General features: G+C 68.4%; 5 protein-coding genes. 2 read left to right on the top strand and 3 right to left on the bottom strand.

What is annotated here, in order from left to right; genetic code table 11:
• Window positions 1-26: 26 nt before the first annotated feature.
• A complete protein-coding gene (gene pknB, locus ACNPM4_RS05905) occupies window positions 27-1,982 on the bottom strand; it encodes a Stk1 family PASTA domain-containing Ser/Thr kinase (RefSeq protein ID WP_400858307.1) in 1,956 nt (651 codons plus the stop codon).
• A gap of 77 nt (window positions 1,983-2,059) precedes the next feature.
• On the bottom strand, window positions 2,060-3,250 hold the full coding sequence (locus ACNPM4_RS05900) for a LysM peptidoglycan-binding domain-containing protein (protein ID WP_372466530.1): 1,191 nt from the start codon (window positions 3,248-3,250) through the stop codon (window positions 2,060-2,062).
• 121 nt (window positions 3,251-3,371) lie between these two features.
• Here ACNPM4_RS05900 and ACNPM4_RS05895 point away from each other — a divergent pair, with 121 nt between their 5' ends.
• Window positions 3,372-3,740, top strand: a complete 369-nt coding sequence (locus tag ACNPM4_RS05895) for an Rv2175c family DNA-binding protein (RefSeq protein ID WP_331280457.1) — start codon at window positions 3,372-3,374, stop codon at window positions 3,738-3,740.
• Between the two features lie 13 nt (window positions 3,741-3,753).
• Here ACNPM4_RS05895 and ACNPM4_RS05890 read toward each other — a convergent pair whose 3' ends face one another.
• Window positions 3,754-4,842: a polyprenyl synthetase family protein gene (locus ACNPM4_RS05890; RefSeq protein WP_448985045.1), complete on the bottom strand. Its 1,089-nt coding sequence runs from the start codon at window positions 4,840-4,842 to the stop codon at window positions 3,754-3,756.
• A 97-nt stretch (window positions 4,843-4,939) separates the two neighbouring features.
• Here ACNPM4_RS05890 and ACNPM4_RS05885 point away from each other — a divergent pair, with 97 nt between their 5' ends.
• Complete coding sequence (locus ACNPM4_RS05885; RefSeq protein WP_029261552.1) at window positions 4,940-5,314, top strand: DUF3040 domain-containing protein; 375 nt, start codon at window positions 4,940-4,942, stop codon at window positions 5,312-5,314.
• Window positions 5,315-5,344: the final 30 nt, after the last annotated feature.

Genomic DNA, 5,344 nt, shown 5'->3' with positions numbered 1-5,344 from the left:
CGGCCCCCCTCTTCGTGCGTCCGGCCTCAGCCGGAGAAGCTCATCGTGAGGGTGATGGTCGTACCCTTGCGCTGGGCATCGGTCGGGCTGTACGACTCGACCTTCGTGTTCTCGTTGGCGAAGAGATCCCACACCGAGTCCGGGAGTCCGGTGCCGCTCGTGTAGGACCACTTGAAGCCGGCGTCGTTGAGCGCACGCGTCGCTTCGTCACGGGTCTTCCCGGACACATCGGGCACGTCGAACAGCGGGGGGCCCTGGGAGATGATGAGCTGCACGGTCTCGCCGGGGCGCCACGCGCCTTCGGTCGGTCGATCCGCGATCCCGATGACCCGGTCCTTTCCGATGCCGTCACTGGTCTGGTACAGGCTCTCCGGATTGACCTTCAGCCCCTTGCCCGTGAGCGCGTCCGTGGCCTGGGCGACGCTGAGGTCGCTGACATCGGGAACCGCGCCGCGCGACACCTGGATCGTCGCCGTGTCGGTCTCATGGACCGTGCAGCCCTCGGCGCAGCCGAACGCGTCTCCGCCGTCGCGCGGCGTGATGCGGACATTGATGACCTTGCCGTCGTCGAGGTCGCCGAAGTACTCCTCGTCGTCCGTGAGTTCGAGGTTGGCCGCCTGCAGCGCCGCGCGGACGTCGTCCGACGCCACGCCGGCGACCGGGGCGATGTCGTGGGATGCAGGACCCGACGACACCACGACCGTGACGGTCGTCCCCTTGTCGAGGCGGGCACCTTCTTCGGGGTCGGTCTCTATCACCGCACCGGCCTCGACATCGACGGAAGGCGCGTCCTTCTGTGTCGGAACGAACCCGGCGTCGACCAGGAGGGCCGCGGCCTCGTCGTACGTCTTGCCGGCGACACCCGGCACAGCGATCAGTGAGCCGGGGCCGGATCCGAACCACCAGCCCACACCGCCGGCGAGCACCGCCAACAGCAGCACCAGTGTCAGGAGGAACGCTCCGCGGGCCCGGCGCTTCGACGCTCGGCGTCGAAGGAGCGTCGCGTTGTCGATCTCGGCAGGGACCGGTGCAGTCGGATCCGCGATGACCATCGTCCCCGGCATCACCTTGGTGAGGTCTCCGGAGTCGGCATGGCTGTGTTGCGGAGCGGTCGCTCTCGCTGCGGTCGGGGTGACACCGAGTTCGCGCTCGATGGCACGCAGGCGCTCGAGCATCTGCTGGGCGTCGTCCGGTCGCTCGTCGGGAGACTTCTCCGTCGCCCAGAGCACGAGTTCGTCGAGCTGTTCCGGCACGGCGGGGTTGCGCACGCTCGGACGCGGCACCGACTCGGTGGCGTGCTGGAACGCGATCTGCATGGGCTGCTCGCCCTTGTAGGGCTGCTCGCCGACGAGCATCTCGTACAACATGATGCCGAGGGCATAGATGTCGCTGCGGGCGTCCGCGGTCCCGCGGGTCACCAGCTCGGGGGCGAGGTAGGCGATCGTCCCGAGCAGCTGCTGCCCGGTCGCCGTGTTCGCCGTGGTCGCTCTGGCCAGCCCGAAGTCGCCGATCTTGATGCGGCCGTCCTCCGCGAGGAGCACGTTCTCCGGCTTGACGTCGCGGTGCACGATTCCGGCGCGATGCGCGGCCGAGAGCCCGGCGAGGATCGCATCCATGATCGTGATCGTCTGCGGGATGGTGAGTCGCTTCTGCTCACGCAGCAGCTCGCGCAGCGTGATGCCGGGCAGATACTCCATCACGAGGTAGGCGAGTTCGCCGTCCTGCCCCTGATCGAAGACGTTGACGACGTGCGGATCCGCCAGCCTGGCGGCTGCGCGGGCCTCCTGGATGAAGCGGCTCTGGAACGCCGAATCGTCGCTGAGGTGGGCGTGCATGACCTTGAGCGCGATGCGCCGCTCGAGGCGGAGGTCGGTGGCGACGTAGACCGTCGCCATCCCTCCGCGAGCGATCCGAGCACGGACGCGGTAGCGACCGTCGACAAGCCGCCCGATGAGGGGGTCGGCCTGCTGATTGGTCGTCACGTCAGAATTCTATTGAGAACTGCCTGAAAGACAGGGGAGCGGCTCACCTCTCGGCCCTGCGGATTTTATGGAAGTGGTCAGCCGTGGAGGGCGAGCCAGCTGTAGGCCTGCGTCTCCCACTGCCCGTACTTGTCCGGATACGCGGAGATCTGCACGGCCTGAGCGGCGGATGTGAACGGCATGCTCTCCCACCCGGCGATGTCGAGCAGACCGCGCGTCATGTGTCCGTTCGGGTCGTTCCGCCCGCCGTAGAAGACGCGGGTGCTCCGGTCGGCGTCCATGATCTGCGCCGGCGTTCCCCAGCCGGTGCTCGGACGCTGCTGGAAGATGCCGAGGGAGTCGCGGTCACCCCAGTCGAGGTTGCGGAGACCCGATTCCACCATGCCGGTCGCGAGTGCGAGGGCGATTCCCCGATCGGGGATGCCGAGCTCTCGACCGACGCGGATGATAAGCGCGGCGTTCGCCGCCTGCTCGCTGTCGAGGGTCGCAGACCGCTGTCCGCCCACCGTGGCTGTTGCCGCTGCGGGAGGTGCGGCAGCAGGTGCCGCACGAACAGCGAGCTTCTGCCCGGGGTAGATGATCGAGGACGGGCCCAGTCCGTTCAGGGCGAACACCGTCTGCGTGGTGATGCCGTACTTCTGGGCGATCCCGTAGACGGTGTCGCCGGCGACCACCATGTGCGATGCCGTGGCGGCGGGCGTGGGCGCGGACGCCGGTGCTGCTGCCGGTGCGGCGGCGGGCGCAGCCGAGCCGGTCACCGCCAGGGCCTGTCCGGGGTAGATCACCGATGCGCGCGTGAGCCCGTTCGCAGCCAGGACCGCATCGACGGTGGTTCCGTACTTCTGCGCGATGGCGTACACGGTGTCGCCCGCGACCACCTTGTGCGAGGTGGAGGTCGCAGCAGCAGGAGCGGGAGCAGGGGCGGGAGACGCAGCGGCTGTCCGCAGCGTCAGCGTCTGGCCCGGGTAGATCACCGAGCGCCAGGAGAGATGGTTCCAGGCGAGCACGTCGACGGTGCGGAGTCCGAAACGCGAGGCGATCGATGAGACCGTGTCGCCCGGTCGCACGACATAGCTCGCTGGCGCTGCCTGTGCCGGCACCACGCGCACGGGAATGCTGCGGTGGCGCTCGATCGGAGCGAGATCGGTGGTCGTCGCGGCTGCTTCGGCCGGAGCAGCGGTGAGAGTGGCGGCGAGAGCGCCGAGCACGGCGGCGGGCACTCCGAACTGCAGGCTTCGCGTCCGACGCGTGGCGGTCTTGGTTCTCAAGGCGGGCCCCCTTTTCGAGCACTTCACGCTGACACGGATGTAAACGGAAGTCAACAGAAGTGACGCAAGTGAAGGATGTGACTGGAGAGGCGACATGCGATGCCTCTGCAGAGATGAGATAGTGGGCAACGTGTCTGAGAACGTTGCTGGAACCCCCGCCGCCGCTGATGTCGAGTGGTTGACGATGCCCGATCTCGTCGAGGTGCTCGACGAGCCCCTCGGTCGTGTCCGCCGCCTGATCGACGACCACTATCTGGTCGGGTCGCGTCGCAGCGGCACCTTCGCGGTTCCGGCGGTGTTCATCGTCGACGGGCATCCGCTCAGCTCGCTGCGGGGGACGATCATCGTGCTGCAGGATGCCGGCTTCTCCGACGATGAGCTGATCGACTGGCTCCTCACGGAGGAGGAGACCCTCGGTCGCTCGCCGATCGACGCGCTGCTGGCCGGGCACAAGAGCGCGGTCCGGCGGCTCGCGCGCACCCTCGCCTGAGACGGGTTCCGCGTCAGGCGGAGCGGACGGTGGCGGCTCGCGCCAGCTCGCGCAGCTCGCCGACTGCCGCGTTGTCGAGGCGAGCACCCGATAGGGCGCGATCCGCTTCGCGCGCATAATCGGCGATCATCGCCTCCACCCGGTCCAGTGCACCGGAGTCGGTGATGGTGGCCTGCAGGAACGACACCTGCTGCGCGGTCAGCTCCGGGTCGCCGAGCATCTCGTCGAGAAGATTCCGCGCCGACGGGTCGAGGGCCTGCCGGGTGAGGGCGATGAGTACCGTGCGCTTTCCCTCTCGAAGATCATCCCCGGCCGGCTTGCCCGTCACGGACGCGTCTCCGAAGACCCCGAGCACGTCGTCGCGGAGTTGGAAGGCCATGCCGATCGGGTGGCCGAAGCGACGCAGCGCCGCCGTCTGATCGGGCTCGGCGCCGGCGAGGGCCGCGCCCAGGACCAGCGGCTGCTCGATGCTGTACCTGGCGGACTTCAGCGACGCCACGCGCAGCGCTCGCTCGGCATGGAGTCCCCCGTCGTTGACGCTCCAGGCCGACTCCTCGGCGATGTCGAGGAACTGGCCCGTGGTCACGTCGCGGCGCATCCTGGCGTATTCGGAGCGCACGTCGCGTGCGTGTGGGAGCCCCTCGAGGGCGGACTCGAGCAGGTCGTCGCTCCAGGCGACGAGGAGATCGCCGAGGAGGATGGCCGAGGCGCGTCCGAAGGCCTCGGCGTCTCCAGACCAGCCGGCAGAGCGATGCGACGTCTCGAGGGCGCGATGGGCGGCCGGGCGCCCTCGGCGCGTGTCCGAGTTGTCGATCAGATCGTCGTGGACGAGTGCGGCCGACTGGAAGATCTCCAGCGCGGTGCAGATGTCCCAGAGGGCATCCGTCTCGGTCGCGGTGCGATCGCTGAACCGGGTGACGGCGCGCCAACCGGCGTGACAGAACCGGGCACGCAATCGCTTCCCGCCTTCGAGCGTGCCGGCAGCGGCATCGAGGAAGGAGGCGGCATCCGGGCCGTACTCCGTGGATTCCTCGCGCATACGGGTGAGGAATCGGTCGAGACGTGCGGCGACCGCACCGGGAACGGGGGAGGAAGACGGCACGACTCCCAGCATACGTAAAGCAAGGGGACGTCGAACTGCTAGCCCCCGACGCCCGGGCGCGCGTAGAATGGAACGCACGATACCCGAGGGGGACGAAATGCCACTCTCCGAACAGGAGCAGCGTCTGCTCGACGAGATGGAACGCCATCTCCTTCACAACGATGCCGACGTGGTCACCGCGCCGTCCGGCGACCGTGCACTGAGCTACCGAAATCTGGTCTACGGGGCTCTTCTCCTGCTCGCCGGAGTCGGCGGCCTCGTGGCCGGCGTCATCCTCGGCGGTGTGTGGGGCATCGTGGTCGGTGTGATCGGATTCGCGGCGATGCTCGCCGGAGTAATGGTCGCCGTCACGCCCGTGCGTCGAGCGACTCCCGCCGAGCCGCGAGAGCGTTCCGCCCCGAAGCGTCAGGATTCCGCCTCGTTCATGGACCGTATGAACGATCGCTGGGATCGGCGCCAGGACGGTCACTGACCCCCACAGATTTTCACGAAGGAAGCCCGG

Source organism: Microbacterium umsixpiens (assembly GCF_053543675.1).
This window is presented reverse-complemented; position numbering and strand designations above follow the sequence as displayed.